The 15,104-nt window shown below is 73.0% G+C and carries 17 protein-coding genes; 13 read left to right on the top strand and 4 right to left on the bottom strand.

The features are described from left to right. Window positions 1-93 precede the first annotated feature (93 nt). Window positions 94-342: a hypothetical protein gene (locus tag B9W62_RS15315; protein WP_087811921.1), complete on the top strand. Its 249-nt coding sequence runs from the start codon at window positions 94-96 to the stop codon at window positions 340-342. A gap of 61 nt (window positions 343-403) precedes the next feature. On the opposite strand, the gene B9W62_RS15310 is transcribed toward B9W62_RS15315, so the two are convergent. Continuing rightward, the gene (locus B9W62_RS15310) at window positions 404-958 is read right to left on the bottom strand and encodes a hypothetical protein (RefSeq protein WP_087807718.1); all 555 of its coding nucleotides are present in this window, start codon (window positions 956-958) and stop codon (window positions 404-406) included. A gap of 260 nt (window positions 959-1,218) precedes the next feature. Here B9W62_RS15310 and tsaB point away from each other — a divergent pair, with 260 nt between their 5' ends. From tsaB to B9W62_RS15265, 8 genes are all read left to right on the top strand, one after another. Then, complete coding sequence (gene tsaB, locus B9W62_RS15300) at window positions 1,219-1,872, top strand: tRNA (adenosine(37)-N6)-threonylcarbamoyltransferase complex dimerization subunit type 1 TsaB (RefSeq protein WP_087807716.1); 654 nt, start codon at window positions 1,219-1,221, stop codon at window positions 1,870-1,872. Beyond that, window positions 1,869-2,402 (top strand): ribosomal protein S18-alanine N-acetyltransferase, encoded by a 534-nt coding sequence (rimI, locus tag B9W62_RS15295; RefSeq protein WP_087807715.1) that lies wholly within the window; start codon window positions 1,869-1,871, stop codon window positions 2,400-2,402. The genes tsaB and rimI overlap by 4 nt, the downstream gene beginning before the upstream one ends. Continuing rightward, window positions 2,395-3,516, top strand: a complete 1,122-nt coding sequence (gene tsaD / locus B9W62_RS15290; RefSeq protein ID WP_087807714.1) for a tRNA (adenosine(37)-N6)-threonylcarbamoyltransferase complex transferase subunit TsaD — start codon at window positions 2,395-2,397, stop codon at window positions 3,514-3,516. Before rimI ends, tsaD begins: the two co-directional genes overlap by 8 nt. Beyond that, window positions 3,513-3,797, top strand: coding sequence for a hypothetical protein (locus B9W62_RS15285; RefSeq protein ID WP_087807713.1), 285 nt, complete (start codon window positions 3,513-3,515; stop codon window positions 3,795-3,797). Before tsaD ends, B9W62_RS15285 begins: the two co-directional genes overlap by 4 nt. A 174-nt stretch (window positions 3,798-3,971) precedes the next feature. Then, complete coding sequence (locus B9W62_RS15280; protein ID WP_087807712.1) at window positions 3,972-5,039, top strand: LacI family DNA-binding transcriptional regulator; 1,068 nt, start codon at window positions 3,972-3,974, stop codon at window positions 5,037-5,039. A 133-nt stretch (window positions 5,040-5,172) separates the two neighbouring features. Beyond that, window positions 5,173-6,210 carry an LCP family protein gene (locus B9W62_RS15275; protein ID WP_179236013.1) on the top strand — a complete coding sequence of 346 codons (1,038 nt, stop codon included), beginning with the start codon at window positions 5,173-5,175 and terminating at the stop codon, window positions 6,208-6,210. Between the two features lie 109 nt (window positions 6,211-6,319). After that, window positions 6,320-6,676 (top strand): YciI family protein, encoded by a 357-nt coding sequence (locus B9W62_RS15270; RefSeq protein ID WP_087807710.1) that lies wholly within the window; start codon window positions 6,320-6,322, stop codon window positions 6,674-6,676. Between the two features lie 64 nt (window positions 6,677-6,740). Beyond that, window positions 6,741-8,000: an RNA polymerase sigma factor gene (locus B9W62_RS15265; RefSeq protein ID WP_087807709.1), complete on the top strand. Its 1,260-nt coding sequence runs from the start codon at window positions 6,741-6,743 to the stop codon at window positions 7,998-8,000. Here the strand turns inward: B9W62_RS15265 and B9W62_RS15260 are convergent. Beyond that, on the bottom strand, window positions 7,997-9,169 hold the full coding sequence (locus B9W62_RS15260; protein WP_179235502.1) for a class I SAM-dependent methyltransferase: 1,173 nt from the start codon (window positions 9,167-9,169) through the stop codon (window positions 7,997-7,999). The two genes, B9W62_RS15265 and B9W62_RS15260, sit on opposite strands and share 4 nt — an antisense overlap. A gap of 90 nt (window positions 9,170-9,259) precedes the next feature. On the opposite strand from B9W62_RS15260, the gene B9W62_RS15255 reads away from it, so the two are divergent. The 4 genes from B9W62_RS15255 to groL all read left to right on the top strand — a co-directional run bounded on the left by B9W62_RS15255 (window position 9,260) and on the right by groL (window position 13,338). Further along, window positions 9,260-10,195, top strand: coding sequence for a polysaccharide deacetylase family protein (locus B9W62_RS15255; protein WP_087807707.1), 936 nt, complete (start codon window positions 9,260-9,262; stop codon window positions 10,193-10,195). Then, window positions 10,192-10,932, top strand: a complete 741-nt coding sequence (locus B9W62_RS15250; protein WP_087807706.1) for a polysaccharide deacetylase family protein — start codon at window positions 10,192-10,194, stop codon at window positions 10,930-10,932. Before B9W62_RS15255 ends, B9W62_RS15250 begins: the two co-directional genes overlap by 4 nt. Before the next feature lie 338 nt (window positions 10,933-11,270). Further along, on the top strand, window positions 11,271-11,579 hold the full coding sequence (gene groES, locus B9W62_RS15245) for a co-chaperone GroES (protein ID WP_019329594.1): 309 nt from the start codon (window positions 11,271-11,273) through the stop codon (window positions 11,577-11,579). Between the two features lie 133 nt (window positions 11,580-11,712). After that, window positions 11,713-13,338, top strand: coding sequence for a chaperonin GroEL (groL, locus tag B9W62_RS15240; protein WP_052839820.1), 1,626 nt, complete (start codon window positions 11,713-11,715; stop codon window positions 13,336-13,338). A 231-nt stretch (window positions 13,339-13,569) separates the two neighbouring features. On the opposite strand, the gene B9W62_RS15235 is transcribed toward groL, so the two are convergent. Further along, window positions 13,570-14,343, bottom strand: a complete 774-nt coding sequence (locus tag B9W62_RS15235) for an SDR family NAD(P)-dependent oxidoreductase (protein WP_087807705.1) — start codon at window positions 14,341-14,343, stop codon at window positions 13,570-13,572. Between the two features lie 9 nt (window positions 14,344-14,352). Beyond that, window positions 14,353-15,066, bottom strand: coding sequence for an MOSC domain-containing protein (locus B9W62_RS15230; protein ID WP_179235501.1), 714 nt, complete (start codon window positions 15,064-15,066; stop codon window positions 14,353-14,355). Window positions 15,067-15,104 lie beyond the last annotated feature (38 nt).

Below are 15,104 nucleotides of genomic sequence, written 5' to 3'. Positions count from 1 at the left end.
GATTGCGCTCCGGGACATGCGCGTGGTCACATGGTACTCAGCTCGTAGTTAGGCATGCCTTACTACGCCGCCCCCGAGCTTCAGGAGGCGTCCATGTCGTCCACGTCATCCACGTCCCAGGCCCAGCCGCAGGGCCGCCCGAGGCCCCAGTCGCCCGCGCCCGCCGGAGTGTCGATGCGCGACCTGCTCGCCTCCTGCGCCGCCGCGACGGCGGTCTCGACGCCGCCCCGCGCCCCGGAACCCGACGCCGGTCGCGAACCGGTCCGCGACCGGCAGGGCCGCCTCGAACAGCCGGATCACCGCGAGCAGAGGCGCCACCGCGGCCACCGCGAGGCCGCCTGACGCCTGGCGGGAGCCTCACACCCCGCGCGCGCTGCGCACCCCGCGCGGGCTCCGCGCGTCGTCAGGGGACGACGACGACCGGCCGCCCGATCGTCGCGAACTTCCACATCGCGTCGCCGTCGGCGCGCGACTCGCGGATGCCGCCGGTGGGCCGGTCCGGGTCGGGCGCGGCCGTCGAGCCGTCGACCGCCGCGCTGAACCCGATGGCCACGCCCTGCGCGCCGGCGAAGCGCACCACGTGCTCGACCGGGATGCCGTCGGACCCGGTGATCCGGTTGGACCGGGAGGTGACCGTGTAGGCGCCCGGGGTCGGATCGACCGTGCTGGGCGTGACCTCGAAGGTGCGCCGCACCGTGTTCCCGGGGCCGACGAGCCAGACCCGGTCGTCGTCCACCGAGTACACCACCCGTTCACCCCTTCCGGACAGGGCGGGCAGGGCGTCCGGGTGCCGCCGGTCGCGCGGCGCCTTGGCGGCGCCCGGGGCCGGGCTGACGGTCGCGCCGGTTCGGCCGAGGTCGCCCGGGGCGCTGACGGACGCCTGGTGGGCGAGGACGCCGATGGTCACGAGGGCCGCCGCCGTGAGGCCGGTGACGATACCGGCGCTGCTGCTTGCCACTGGCGACCACCTCGTCGTCGTACTCGTGCGTATGGCGTCCTGCGTCCTGCGGCCCCGCGGCGCGTGCCGCGTGCCGAGGGCTGCGTGCGTGCCGCGCGTCGTGCGTCGCGTGCCGCGTCTCGTGCTCCGGGCGACGGTAGCAGTACGTGAGTGCGTGAACGCGGTGTGCGACACGGGGCGGTCGTGCCGGGCCCGGCGGGTGTCCCCGGGTTGTCCACAGGGCGTCCGACGCGGGCCCCGCGGCGCCGTAGGCTGTTTGCGTGCTCTTGCTCGCTCTGGATACCGCCACGCCCGCCGTCACCGTCGCGCTCCACGACGGTACGGACGTCATCGCCTCGTCGAGCCAGGTCGACGCGCGCCGGCACGGTGAGCTGCTGCTGCCCGCCGTCGACCGGGTGCTCGCCGAGGCCGGTCTGCGGCTCGACGCCGTCACCGGCATCGTCGCCGGCGTCGGCCCCGGCCCGTACACGGGGCTGCGCGTCGGCCTGATGACCGCGGACGCCTTCGGACTCGCGCTCGGCGTGCCCGTGCACGGCCTGTGCACGCTGGACGGCCTCGCGTTCGCCGCCGACCTCGAGGGTCCCTTCGTGGTGGCGACCGACGCCCGCCGCAAAGAGGTGTACTGGGCGCGGTACGCCGACTCCCGCACCCGGCTCACCGACCCGGCCGTCGACCGGCCCGCCGACATCGCCGGCGAGGTGGCCGGGCTCCCGGCCGTCGGCGCGGGCGCGCTGCTGTACCCGGACACCTTCCCCCGGGCGCACGAGCCGGAGCACGTGTCCGCCGCCGCCCTGGCCCGGCTGGCCGCCGAGAAGCTCGCGGCGGGGGAGGAGCTGCCCGCGCCCCGGCCGCTGTACCTGCGCCGGCCCGACGCCCAGGTCCCCAAGAACTACAAGGTGGTCACCCCGAAGTGACCGAGCCAGCCACCGCCGAGTCCGCACCCGCCGTCCTGCGCGAGATGCGCTGGTGGGACATCGACGCCGTGCTCCGCATGGAGCGCGAGCTGTTCCCGGAGGACGCCTGGTCGCGGGGGATGTTCTGGTCCGAGCTGGCGCACGCGCGCGGGCCCGGCGCGACCCGGCGCTACCTCGTCGCCGAGGAGGACGGCCACATCGTCGGCTACGCCGGCCTGGTCACCTCCGGGGAGCAGGCCGACGTGCAGACCATCGCCGTCGCCCGCGACCGCTGGGGCACCGGCCTCGGCGCGCGGCTGCTGACCGAGCTGCTGCGCGCGGCGACCGACTTCGAGTGCGCCGAGGTGCTCCTCGAGTGCCGGGTGGACAACACCCGGGCCCAGCGGCTGTACGAGCGCTTCGGCTTCGAGCCCATCGGCTTCAGGCGCGGCTACTACCAGCCGGGGAACGTGGACGCCCTGGTGATGCGCCTGACCGACCCGTCCACCTCCGTACCGGGAACCGAACGAGGAACCGAGAACCATGGCTGACTCACGCGACGAGCCTCTCGTCCTGGGGATCGAGACCTCCTGCGACGAGACCGGCGTCGGCATCGTCCGGGGCACCACCCTGCTGGCCGACGCCGTCGCCTCCAGCGTCGACGAGCACGCCCGCTTCGGCGGCGTCGTGCCGGAGGTGGCGAGCCGCGCCCACCTGGAGGCGATGGTGCCGACCATCGACCGCGCCCTCAAGGAAGCGGGGGTGAGCGCGCGCGACCTCGACGGCATCGCCGTCACCGCGGGACCCGGCCTCGCCGGCGCCCTGCTGGTGGGCGTCTCGGCGGCCAAGGCGTACGCCTACGCGCTCGGCAAGCCCCTGTACGGCGTCAACCACCTCGCCTCGCACATCTGCGTCGACCAGCTCGAACACGGCGCGCTGCCCGAGCCGACGATGGCGCTGCTGGTCTCCGGCGGGCACTCCTCGCTCCTGCTGTCGACGGACATCACCTCCGACGTCCGCCCGCTGGGCGCCACCATCGACGACGCGGCCGGCGAGGCCTTCGACAAGATCGCCCGCGTGCTCAACCTGGGCTTCCCGGGCGGTCCGGTCATCGACCGGTACGCGCGCGAGGGCGACCCGAACGCGATCGCCTTCCCGCGCGGTCTGACCGGGCCGCGCGACCCGGCGTACGACTTCTCCTTCTCCGGGCTCAAGACGGCCGTGGCCCGCTGGATCGAGGCGAAGCGGGCGGCGGGGGAGGAGGTGCCGGTGCGCGACGTGTCGGCCTCCTTCCAGGAGGCGGTCGTGGACGTGCTGACCCGCAAGGCGGTGCGGGCCTGCAAGGACGAGGGCGTCGACCACCTGATGATCGGCGGCGGTGTGGCCGCCAACTCGCGGCTGCGGGCACTGGCCCAGGAGCGCTGCGAGGCGGCCGGCATCCGGCTGCGGGTGCCGCGCCCCAAGCTGTGCACGGACAACGGCGCGATGGTCGCCGCGCTCGGCGCCGAGATGGTCGCCCGGAACCGGGCCGCGTCCGACTGGGACCTCTCGGCGGACTCCTCCCTCCCGGTGACCGACCCGCACGTGCCGGGACGGGGACACACGCACGGCCATCACGGCCACGACCACGTGCACGAGGTCAGCAAGGAGAACCTGTACTCGTGACCGTCGCGCTGATGTGGGAGGCGCGGGCCCTGCCCGGCCGGGGCGAGGAGCTGCTGACCTGGACCCGCGCCCAGGCACTCGCAGGCACCCCGCTCCGCCGGGAGACCCTGCGCGCCCCGCAGGACCGCGTCCTCGTCATCACCTGGTGGGACGCCGCCCTCGACGCCGAACTGCCGGAACTGCCGGAGCCGGACGAAGGTCTGGTGACGCGGCCGGTGCACCGGTGGCGGTTCGAGTCGGTCGAGGACGACGACGAGGACGAGGACGAGGGCGAGGGCTAGGGCCAGGGCCAGGGTTAGAACGAGGACTAGGGCCAAGGGCCGCGGCGACACCGACGACGGCGATGGCGACGGCGACGGTCGGGCGAATGATTCGGGGCCTGCGTCGAATGTTCCGAGGGCTCTCGGTCCGCCGCCCCCTTCGTCAGGCGGCCTCATGGGGTTACGATCGCCGCCATGACATCCCCGCAGCCCGCTGAAACCCGGACGCAAAAGCGGTCACCGCAGACCGCGACCCTCGCCGAGATCGCGCGTGAGGCCGGTGTGTCGGCGCCGACTGTTTCGAAGGTGCTCAACGGCCGCGCCGACGTCGCCCCGTCGACCCGGGCCCGCGTCGAGGAGCTGCTCCGCGTCCACGGCTACCGGCGCAGGCGGGCCGAGTCGACCCGCTCGCCCCTGATCGACCTGGTCTTCCACGAGCTGGAGAGCGCCTGGGCGATGGAGGTCATCCGCGGCGTGGAGAACGTGGCCAGGGACACCGGGCTCAGCGTCGTGCTCTCCGAGAGCGCGGGCCGCCTCACCCCCGGCCGGACCTGGGCCGACCAGGTCGCCGCCCGCCGCCCGCACGGGGTGATCCTCGTGCTGTCCGGCCTCGACGAGTCCCAGCGGGCGCTGCTCACCAGCCGCTCCATCCCGTTCGTGGTGATGGACCCGGCCGGCGACCCGGGCGCCGACGTGCCGTCCATCGGCGCCACCAACTGGCAGGGCGGCCTCGCCGCCACCCGGCACCTGGTCGACCTCGGGCACACCCGCATCGGCGCGATCAGCGGGCCCACCCGCATGATGTGCAGCCGCGCCCGCGTCGACGGGTACCGGGCCGCGCTGGAGACGGCGGGGCTGCCGGTCGACCCGGACCTGATCGTCACCGGCGACTTCCACCACGAGGCCGGCTACCGGCAGGGCCTGGAGCTGCTGCGCCGCCCGGACCGGCCGACCGCCGTCTTCGCCGGCAACGACCTCCAGGCGCTGGGCCTGTACGAGGCCGCGCGTGAGCTGGGGCTGCGCATCCCGCACGACCTGAGCGTGGTCGGGTTCGACGACCTGCCGGTGGCGCGCTGGGTGGGGCCGCCGCTGACGACCGTACGGCAGCCGCTGATGGAGATGGCCGAGGCGGCGGCCCGGCTGGTGCTGGACCTCGGGCGGGACGACGGCTCGTCGACGGCGACCCGGGTGGAGCTGGCCACCAGCCTGGAAGTGCGCAGCAGCACGGCGCCGCCCCAGGAGCGGCAAGCCGCGGCGGGATGAGCGGATAAGCCCCCAGTCTGAGAATTTCCGCAGAAGCCCGACCCACCTGTTCCAGTTTCAATAATTCGGACTTATGTTCCTTCCGGCGGGGCATCCGGGTGGGGACGCGGACGGGACGGGCGGGGGCTGGCGCATGGCGGCACGGGGCGGACAGGACGGGCGGGGCGGCCGCCGGAAGGGGCTGAAGGTAGCCGGCCTGGCCCTGGCCGGCTCCCTGCTGCTCGGTGCCGGGGCGGCGGGCTGGGCCTACTGGCACCTGAACGGCAACATCAAAAGCGTCGACATCAACGGCGCCCTCGGGGACGACCGCCCCGCGCGACCGGCCACCGTCCCCTCCGCCTCGCCCACCGCCTCCCCGGTGCCCACCGGCGCCCTGAACGTCCTCGTCCTCGGCTCCGACTCGCGCAGCGGCGAGGAGAACCAGGAGCTCGGCGGCGGCGACAGCGGCGGAGCCCGCTCGGACACCGCGATGGTCGTCCACCTCGACGCGGGCCGCACCGCCGCCACCGTCGTCAGCATCCCGCGCGACACGCTCGTCGAACGGCCCTCCTGTCCGCTGCCGTCCGGCGGGACGACCCGGGAGGCGAGCGGCGCGATGTTCAACACCGCCTACGAACTGGGCGGGCCGGTCTGCGCCGTCAAGACCGTCGAGACGCTCACCGGCGTGCGCATGGACCACTACGTCGAGGTCGACTTCTCGGGCTTCGCCGACCTGGTCGACGCGCTCGGCGGGGTCACGGTCACCACGGACGTCGACATCGACGACGACAAGAGCCACCTCCACCTGGACGCCGGCACCCACCGCCTCGACGGCACCGAGGCGCTCGGCCTGGCCCGCACCCGGTACGGGCTGGCGGGCGGCAGCGACCTCGCCCGGATAGAGCTCCAGCACAAGCTGGTGAAGGCACTCCTCGAGCAGGTCTCCGCCACCGACCTGCTCACCGACCCCGCCCGGCTCTACCAGGTCGCCGACGCGCTCACCGGCAGCCTCACCACCGACACCGGCCTGGACTCGCTGGGCGAGCTGGCGGACCTGGGCCGCAGCCTCGGGGACCTCGCCGCGGACGACGTACGCACCCTGACGATGCCGGTGCTGCCGGCGCCCTCGGACCCCAACCGGGTGGTCGCCGACCAGCCGGAGGCCGCCGACCTGTGGGAATCGCTGCGCTGAGAGAGGGCGCAGAAATCTTTCCGGTGTGTGTCGATCCGCGGCCGGCCCGTTCGACGCAGGGGTGAGAGGCCGGGAGAAGCCCGGCAGCCGAACCGTCCGAGGAGTCACCATGCCCCGCTACCTGTCGCTGATCCGCATCGAGGAGTCCGACGCCATGCCCGGCGGCCCCAGCCCCGAGCTGGTGCAGCGGATGGAGAAGCTGATGGAGGAGATGACCAAGGCGGGCGTCCTGCTGGACACGGCCGGGCTGACCCCGACCAGCCAGGGCACCCGCGTCCACTACGAGGGCGGACAGCTCTCCGTCACCGACGGGCCCTTCACCGAGACCAAGGAGGTCATCGGCGGCTACTCCCTCCTCCAGGCCAAGGACCGGGCCGAGGCGATCGAGTGGACCAAGCGGTTCCTGAAGACCCACGAGGAGTACTGGACGGTGACCTGCGAGGTGCGGGAGCTGATGGAGGGCTGAGCCCGCGCAGGGCGGACAGAGCCCCGTTTTGCCCCGGCGTCCCGAGGGTGTTGCATGGTGGGCTGTGGAACCGCAGCCCACCGCCGCCCTCGAAACCGTCTTCCGGCTGGAGTCGCCCCGCGTCATCGCCGGCGTGGCCCGGCTCGTCCGGGACGTGGGCATCGCCGAGGAACTCACCCAGGACGCCCTGCTCGCGGCCCTGGAGCAGTGGCCGAGGGACGGAGTGCCCGACAATCCGGGCGCCTGGCTCATGACCACCGCCCGCCGCCGCGCCGTCGACCTGATCCGGCGCCGGGAGACCTACGCCCGCAAGCTCGCGGAGATCGGCCGGGACCTGCCCGCCTCGGCGCCCCCGCCCGAGGAGCCCGCCGACCCCGAGGACATCGACGACGACCTGCTCCGGCTGGTCTTCACCGCCTGCCACCCGGTGCTGTCCGCCGAGGCCCGCATCGCCCTCACCCTCCGCCTGCTCGGCGGCCTGACCACCCCGGAGATCGCCCGCGCCCGCCTCGTCCCCGAATCGACGGTCGCCCAGCGCATCGTGCGCGCCAAACGCACCCTGGCCAGGAAGAACGTCGAGTTCGAGGTGCCGTACGGACCGGACCGCGCGGCCCGCCTCGGCTCGGTCCTCGAGGTCATCTACCTGATCTTCAACGAGGGCTACGCGGCCACCGCCGGCGACGACTGGCTCCGCCCCGCCCTGTGCGAGGACGCCCTGCGCCTGGCCCGCGTCCTGTCGGCCCTGATGCCGAAGGAACCCGAGGTCCACGGCCTGACCGCGCTGCTGGAGTTCCAGTCCTCCCGCACCGCCGCCCGCACCGGCCCCGACGGCGAGCCCGTCCTCCTGCGGGACCAGAACCGCCACCGGTGGAACCGCCTGCTCATCGCCCGCGGCGTCACCGCCCTCGACCACGCCCGCGCCACCGCCGGCTCCGGCGCCCCGGGCCCGTACGTCCTCCAGGCCGCGATCGCCGCCTGCCACGCGACGTCCTACACCTACGAGGAGACCGACTGGCCGCGCATCGCCCAGCTCTACGGCCTGCTCGCGGCCCGCGCCCCGTCCCCGGTCGTGGAACTCAACCGCGCGGTCGCCGTCTCGATGGCCGAGGGACCGGCCCCCGCGCTGGTCCTCGTCGACGCCCTCGTCGCCGAACCCGCCCTGCGCGACTACCACCTGCTGCCCAGCGTCCGCGGCGACCTCCTGCTCCGCCTGGGCCGTACGGCCGAGGCCCGCGCCGAGTTCGAACGGGCCGCGTCCCTGACCCGCAACGCACGCGAACGCGCCCTCCTGCTGGACCGGGCGCGGGAGGCCGGCACCCGCTAGCGGGCGGGGTGTCCGATCAGCATCGTCGGCGCCCCGGCGACCCGGGTCAGGAACACGGTCGCGGCGTTCGGCCCCTGCGGCCTGACCTTCTTCCGCAGCTCCTCCGGCTCGACCGCCGAGCCCCGCTTCTTCACGGTCAGCGTCCCGACCCCGCGCTCCCGCAGCAGCGCCTTCAGCTTCTTGACGCCGAAGGGCATCCGGTCGGTGATCTCGTACGCCGTGGCGTACGGCGTCGGCAGCAGTTCGTCGGCGGTGACGTACGCGATGGTCGCGTCGAGCAGCCCGCCGCCGACCTGCGCGGCGACCTCGGCGACCAGGTGGGCCCGGATGACGGCGCCGTCCGGTTCGTACAGGTACCGGCCGGGCGTACGCACCTCGGGGTCGGGCAGACCGGTGCCGGGCAGGGTGTGCGCACCGGGCAGCAGCGTGGCCCGCACCGCCCCGGGCGCCGTGCCGGCCCCGAACCACAGCACGGCCTCCTTCACGTCCCCGCCGTCGGAGATCCACTCCGCCTCGGCGTCCTCGGGCACCGCCTCGTGCGGGATGCCGGGCGCGACCTTCAGTGCGGCGGCCCGGGAAGCCGTACGGGCCGCCCGCACGGCCCAGGACAACGGCGGTGAGTATGCCTCGGGATCGAAGATCCGGCCCCGCCCGCCCCGGCGCGCGGGATCGACGAACACCGCGTCGTACGCCCCGGTGTCCACCTCCGTCACGTCGGCCTCGCGCACCTCGATCAGGTCGGAGAGTCCCAGCGCGTCGGCGTTGGCGCGGGCCGCCGCGGCCGCGGCCGGGTCCCGGTCGACGGCGAGCACCCGGATCCCGGCCCTGGCCAGCGCGACGGCATCGCCCCCGATCCCGCAGCACAGGTCGGCGACGGAGGTCACGCCGAGCGCCGCGAAGCGCCCGGCCCGGTACGCCGCCACGCTCGCGCGCGTGGACTGCTCGACCCCGTTGGGCGTGAAGAACATCCGTCCGGCGTCCTCGGCCCCGAACTTCGCCACCGCGCGCTGCCGCAGCCGCGCCTGCCCGAGCGCCGCCGACACCAGCTCGGCGGGATGAGTGCGGCGCAGCCGGGTCGCGACCGCCAACTCCCGTGCGGGGTCGGTGTCGCGCACCTCGTCGAGGAGCGCGCGGCCTTCGGGGGTGAGGAGGAAGTCGAGGTCGTTCACCGGGTCATTGTGGGCCAGTCGGTGGATGGTGTGCCTCCGGCGCGGTGTCGGGCCGGGTTCGGCGGCGGGGGACTGCGAGGATCCGGCACCATGCGAGAAGTCGTACAAAATGACAAAAGTCGGGCGTCGCGTCGCGTCTCCCGGGTGCCTCGTGCCACCGCCGTGCTCGCCGTCGCCGTAGCCGCCCTCGCCGCCGGCTGTGCGCAGGGCGACGACCAGGGGGTGCGCGGCGCGGCCGGCCAGCAGGCCCCGAAGGCGCCCCCCGCCCGCGCGGTCGACGGTGCGGCCGAGGCGCGCGAGGCCCGGGCCGCCCTCGTCGCCGCCGCCAAGCGCTGGGACCTGAGGAAGGTCCCGCTGACGGCTCCCGCGCCCCCCGCGAAGAAGCCGGAGATCAAGGCCCGCGAGGGCTTCGAGGTCGACGGCCAGGAGTCGGACGACCTCCCGCCGGTCTTCACCACGGTGCCCACCAAGGAGAAGATCGTCTTCCTCACCATCGACGACGGCGCCGAGAAGGACCCGGCGTTCCTGAAGATGATGAGCGAACTGAAGATCCCGTACACCGTCTTCCTCACCGACGAGGAGATCAAGGACGACTACGGCTACTTCAAGAAGATGCAGGCCCGCGGCATCACCCTCAACAACCACACCCTCAGCCACCCCTACCTCCCCGGCCTCTCCTACGAGGACCAGAAGCGGGAGATCTGCGGGATGCAGGACGTGATGGAGAAGCGCTACGGCAAGCGCCCCGTCCTCTTCCGCCCGCCCTACGGCAACTACAACCGCGACACCCTGCGCGCCGCCAAGTCCTGCGGCATCGAGTACGCCCCGATCTGGAGCGAGGAGGTGTACGTCGACCACTGGGAGTACCGCGAGTGGGACCAGGACCTGCACCCCGGCGACATCGTCCTCACCCACTTCCGGGGCACCGACGACTGGGACGGCACGATGACCGACATGGTCCGCCGCTTCCTGGACCGGATCACCGCCGACAGATACGCGGTGGCCCGACTGGAGGACTACCTGTGAGGCGAGGGCGGTTCCGCCCGGCCGGCGCCGCCCTGGCCGCCCTCGTGCTCCCCCTGCTCCCGCTCACCGCCTGCGACCGGCCCGCCGCCGCCCCCGCCACGCACGCGGCGGCGGCCGGGGACCCGGCCCAGGACGCCGACCGGGGCCGTCGGATGCCGTCCGTCGTGGACCACGTCCGCACCGACGACCCGGTCGTCTTCCTCACCTACGACGACAGCGCCGAGCGCGACCCCGCCTTCGCCGGCCTGGTCCGCGAACGGCGGCTCCCGGTGACCCTGTTCCTCACCGACACCGTCGCCGGACCGGCCTACGGCGACTTCGCCCGGCTGCGCCCGTTCGGCGCGAGCCTGCAGAACCACACCCTCGACCACCGCTCCCTGCGCGGCCTGCCGTACGCCGGGCAGCGCGCCGAGATCTGCGGCCAGCAGACCAAGCTCAGGTCCCGCTTCGGCGTCCGCGCCCACCTCTTCCGCCCGCCGCACGGCACGTACGACACCACGACCCTGCGCGCCGCCGCCGACTGCGGGATCACGGCCCTGGTCCTGTGGCGCGCCACCCTCGACGCCGGGGGCGCCCTCACCTACACGCGCGGCGACCACCGCCTCCACCCCGGCGACATCGTGGCCGTGGACCCGGACCACCCGACGGCCACGAACCTGACGGCCCGCACGGAACACCTGCTGAGGACGATCGAGGAGCAGGGGCTCAGGGTGGGCACATTGGAGGACTACCTGTAATTCCAGCCCGTTGGGGGTGCCCCCTCTGGGGGAGTTTGAGGACAAGGCCCGTTCAGGGCCGAAGCGGGGGCCTGGGGGCGGCAGCCCCCGGTGACGCCCACACCCGCGCAGGGTGCCTCCACGACCCGGCGTTCACCCGAAATCCGTGCCGACGCGCCGCCGGCATTGGCACTCCGCTTGACCGAGTGCTAATCGCGGTCATAGTCTCGGGTCTGGCACTCCCCACCGGAGAGTGCCAACACAGCGACGGGCAGGTCCGGCACCCGCGACGACGGATCGACCTGGTCGCCACCTCAGACAGTTAACCCCGTGAGATCTCCGAAGGGGGAGGTCGGATCGTGACGACCGCCAGCTCCAAGGTTGCCATCAAGCCGCTCGAGGACCGCATCGTGGTCCAGCCGCTCGACGCCGAGCAGACCACGGCTTCGGGCCTGGTCATTCCGGACACCGCCAAGGAGAAGCCCCAGGAGGGCGTCGTCCTGGCCGTGGGCCCGGGCCGCTTCGAGGACGGCAACCGTCTTCCGCTCGACGTCAGCGTCGGCGACGTCGTGCTCTACAGCAAGTACGGCGGCACCGAGGTGAAGTACAACGGCGAGGAGTACCTCGTCCTCTCGGCCCGCGACGTGCTCGCGATCGTCGAGAAGTAGAAGTAGTACTTCGCTTCACCGAAGCACCTTGCTTTCCAGCTGCGCCCCTGGCTCCCGCGACCTTAAAAAGCCGGGCGTCGGGGGCGCAGTTGCCGTATAACCCCAAGATTTCCGGAAGAGGGCTCACGCTCCCATGGCGAAGATCCTGAAGTTCGACGAGGACGCCCGTCGCGCCCTCGAGCGCGGCGTCAACAAGCTCGCCGACACCGTGAAGGTGACGATCGGCCCCAAGGGCCGCAACGTCGTCATCGACAAGAAGTTCGGCGCCCCCACCATCACCAACGACGGCGTCACCATCGCCCGCGAGGTCGAGGTCGAGGACCCGTACGAGAACCTCGGCGCCCAGCTGGTGAAGGAGGTGGCGACCAAGACCAACGACATCGCGGGTGACGGCACCACCACCGCCACCGTGCTCGCCCAGGCGCTCGTGCGCGAGGGCCTGAAGAACGTCGCCGCCGGTGCCTCCCCGGCGCTGCTGAAGAAGGGCATCGACGCGGCCGTCGCCGCCGTGTCGGAAGACCTTCTCGCCACCGCCCGCCCGATCGACGAGAAGTCCGACATCGCCGCCGTGGCCGCGCTGTCCGCCCAGGACCAGCAGGTCGGCGAGCTGATCGCCGAGGCGATGGACAAGGTCGGCAAGGACGGTGTCATCACCGTCGAGGAGTCCAACACCTTCGGTCTGGAGCTGGACTTCACCGAGGGCATGGCCTTCGACAAGGGCTACCTGTCGCCGTACTTCGTGACGGACCAGGAGCGCATGGAGGCCGTCCTCGACGACCCGTACATCCTGATCAACCAGGGCAAGATCTCCTCCATCGCGGACCTGCTGCCGCTGCTGGAGAAGGTCATCCAGGCCAACGCCTCCAAGCCGCTGCTGATCATCGCCGAGGACCTGGAGGGCGAGGCGCTCTCCACCCTCGTCGTCAACAAGATCCGCGGCACCTTCAACGCGGTGGCCGTCAAGGCTCCCGGCTTCGGCGACCGCCGCAAGGCGATGCTCCAGGACATGGCCGTCCTCACCGGCGCCACGGTCATCTCCGAGGAGGTCGGCCTCAAGCTCGACCAGGTCGGCCTGGACGTGCTCGGCACCGCCCGCCGCATCACCGTCACCAAGGACGACACCACGATCGTCGACGGTGCCGGCAAGCGCGACGAGGTCGAGGGCCGCATCAACCAGATCAAGGCCGAGATCGAGTCCACGGACTCCGACTGGGACCGCGAGAAGCTCCAGGAGCGCCTCGCGAAGCTGGCCGGCGGCGTGTGCGTGATCAAGGTCGGCGCCGCCACCGAGGTGGAGCTGAAGGAGCGCAAGCACCGTCTGGAGGACGCCATCTCCGCGACCCGCGCCGCGGTCGAGGAGGGCATCGTCTCCGGTGGCGGCTCCGCGCTGGTCCACGCCGTCAAGGTGCTCGAGGGCAACCTCGGCAAGACCGGCGACGAGGCCACCGGTGTCGCGGTCGTCCGCCGCGCCGCGGTCGAGCCGCTGCGCTGGATCGCCGAGAACGCCGGCCTGGAGGGCTACGTCATCACCTCCAAGGTCGCCGAGCTCGACAAGGGCCAGGGCTTCAACGCCGCCACCGGCGAGTACGGCGACCTGGTCAAGGCCGGCGTCATCGACCCGGTGAAGGTCACCCGCTCCGCCCTGGAGAACGCCGCCTCCATCGCCTCCCTCCTGCTGACGACCGAGACCCTGGTCGTCGAGAAGAAGGAAGAGGAAGAGCCGGCCGCCGCGGGCCACGGCCACGGCCACTCCCACTGAGCGCTGCGCTGAGCTGAGCTGAGCTGAGCGAACGGTGCCCGGTCCCCTGCGGGGGGCCGGGCACCGTTGCTTCCGGGCGCCGTGCCGGGGGCGCGTCTGCCCCGTCGGGTTCGTTGCCGGGTGCGGCGCCGTCGTGGCCGGTCGCGCAGTTCCCCGCGCCCCTTGGGGCGCTTTCCCTCACGTCCCTCAACGAGGAGCCGTCGGAGCAGTCCGCTCAGCGGCCCGGCGGCCCTACTGCGGCCCGTACTTGCGTCCCGTCCGTGACGTGATCCCGCCCAGCAGGCCCCGCGGCACCAGCTTCGCCGCGCCCATCAGGGTCTTGTAGCGGGGGTCGGGGATCGACAGGGACTTGCCGCGGGACAGGTCGGCGAGGGCGGCCGCGACGACGTTGTCCGCGTCGAGCCACATCCAGTTCGGGATGTTGTCCGTGCCCATGCCGGCCCGCTCGTGGAACTCCGTGCGCACGAAACCGGGGGCCAGGGCCATCAGGCGTACGCCGCTGCCGGCCAGGTCCTTCGCCACGCCCTGGGTGAACTGCACGACCCACGCCTTGGAGGCGCCGTAGGTGCCGCGCGGGACGAAGGCGGCGACCGAGGCCACGTTGACGACGCCGCCGCGGCCGCGTTCCCGCATCGCCTCCACGGCCGCCGAGGTCAGCCGCAGCACCGCCTCGCAGTGCACCTTGAGCATGGTCAGCTCGTCGGCCATGGAGACGTCGAGGAAACGGCCCTTGTTGCCGAAACCGGCATTGTTGATCAGCAGGTCGACGGGGTTCCTGCGGTCGGACAGCCGGGCGGCCACCGCGTCGATGCCGGCGTCCGTCGACAGGTCCGCCGTCAGCACCTCGGCCTCGATGCCGTGCCGGTCGTGCAGCTCGGTGGCCTGCTCGCGCAGCCGCTTGGTGTCGCGGGCCACCAGCACCAGGTCGTGTCCGTCGGCCGCCAGCCGCCGGGCGAACGCGGCGCCGAGGCCCGCCGTCGATCCCGTAATCAATGCCGTTGTCATGGCGCAAGGTTAGGGCGCGTCGTCACCGGTGCGGACCGAGCTCGTCCGCTTCGCTCGGGCGCCGTACTGCGCCACGTACTTCCGTGCCGACGCCAGCGCCTCCCCGTGCAACGCGTCGCTCGCCGCGAGCAGCCGGGGGAGTAGCTCCCGCTGGGTGGTCACCGCGCGGAACTGGAGGGCCACCGTCACCTCGTGGGCGGGCCGGTGCACGATCCGCACCGGGTCGCCGGCCTGGATCTCGCCCGGCTCCAGGACCCGGAAGTAGGCGCCCGGCGCGCCCTTCTCCGTGAAGCGCTTCACCCAGCCCGGTTCACCCATGTGGCCCTGGAAGGTGCGGCAGGGGATGCGCCCGGACGTCACCTCCAGGAGCAGCTCGGGGCCGACCCGCCAGCGTTCGCCGACGAGGGCACCGGCGAGGTCGAGGCCGGTGGTGGTGAGGTTCTCGCCGAACGAGCCGTTCGGCAGCGCGCGGCCCAGTTCGCGTTCCCAGGCGTCCAGGTCCTCGCGCGCCATCGCGTACACCGCCTGGTCGTCCCCGCCGTGGTGCCGGGTGTCGCAGACGGTGTCGCCGGCCAGGCCGCTCGCCCCGACCCCCTTCGCTTCGGGCGCCGCGACCCGCACGGGGCCCTCGGCGGGTCGCTTGTCGATGCCGGTGACGCCCTCGGGCTGGTCCGTGTACGGCACCGCCTTCGCGCGTCCCAGGTTGACGGACAGAAGCCTCATGGCGGGAAGGTGCATGCGAGAACGGTAGGACACGCACG

It is taken from the genome of Streptomyces sp. CS113 (genome assembly GCF_002188365.1).
GTDB classification, from domain to species: Bacteria; Actinomycetota; Actinomycetes; order Streptomycetales; family Streptomycetaceae; genus Streptomyces; species Streptomyces tendae.
The sequence above is the reverse complement of the archived record's forward strand: the minus strand, read 5'-3'. Positions and strand labels throughout refer to the sequence as shown.